At 48.1% G+C, this 1,124-nt stretch carries 1 pseudogene; it reads right to left on the reverse strand.

Annotated elements, in window-relative coordinates:
• Positions 1–1,124 (reverse strand): annotated as a pseudogene (locus tag BMY80_RS11995) (hypothetical protein); the annotation flags it as partial.

A 1,124-nucleotide genomic window follows, 5' to 3' on the forward strand; every position in this document is an offset into this window, starting at 1 on the left:
CCCTGCACCAGCTCCGGTCCGTACTCACCGACGATACCCCATTCACCGGCTTTAATCTGACCGCCTTTATCGTGCATGGAAACCGAGGTAAGCTGGGAAATGGCAGAACTTGTAGTGGCAACAGCGGATGCATAGTTCGCTAGTTTCTGTGGCCAGGTAACTGCTGTCGGATCATTTAAAGCCTTAATCCATGCCTGCACCGCATCCATGGTGGCACTGGCTACCGCAAAACTTTTCTGAACCGCAAATAAGGCCTTATAGGCACCGGAGGATTCGTTCATATTGGCAGACAAATCATCAAAGGCATCTGAAATTGAAATGGTGGCATCAGCCATTTTCTCGTAAGGCTCCATCATTTTCTTCAAATCCTCGGACTGTTTTTTCTGTTTGGCCGCAGTTGAATCGGTGGTGTATTTATCCATAAGAGCAGCATGCGCCTGCAGATAGTTTTCCTCGGAAATCAGTCTGTCATTGTGGTACTGCTCCAGCATTTCCAGCTTTCTGCCGTAGCTTTCCTGCAGACGGACAATTTCCTCATCCTCGGGATTGAGAGAATTGATGAAGTCCATGGCTGACTTTTCGATTTCAGCTTTCTGTTTCTGATAGTCCTGTTCAAGAATGAGGAGAGCATTATTCTTCTCGGTTTCAGAGATTCTGGCATTCTCGGCAATGACGGCGTTAAACTCAGAGAGCTTTTTGGCATGCTCCCATTCAAGCTGTTCAAGGTCTCCCTTGGAGCGGATATCAAGTTCCAGGATCTGCTCGTAGTAAGGAGTCCATGTGTCTTTCGCCTCAAGAGCCTTTGATGAACCTCCGCCACTTTTGCCTTTGCCCGAGTCCTTATTCGCGCCAATCCTTAAGCCTTCATCAGACTGAGTACCTTCACCCACAGGTTTGTTTTGGTACTTTTCAGCGATGCGCTTACGTTCAGCGGCAATACGGTTCTGATACTCGGTGATGTCCTTTTCGATTCCGGCAATGGTGGCCTTGTAAATTTTTGCAGTTTCCTCTGCTTCTCGTTTGGTTCGCTCCCGGGCAAAATCAAAGCCTTCCGAGAAGGTTCCTCCGGAAAGAGAAGTTCCGATACCTTCACCAATGGCATTGAGGTAGCCGATAGTGTTATC

The sequence above is a fragment of the Ruminobacter amylophilus genome, from assembly GCF_900115655.1.
Lineage (GTDB): Bacteria > Pseudomonadota > Gammaproteobacteria > Enterobacterales > Succinivibrionaceae > Ruminobacter > Ruminobacter amylophilus.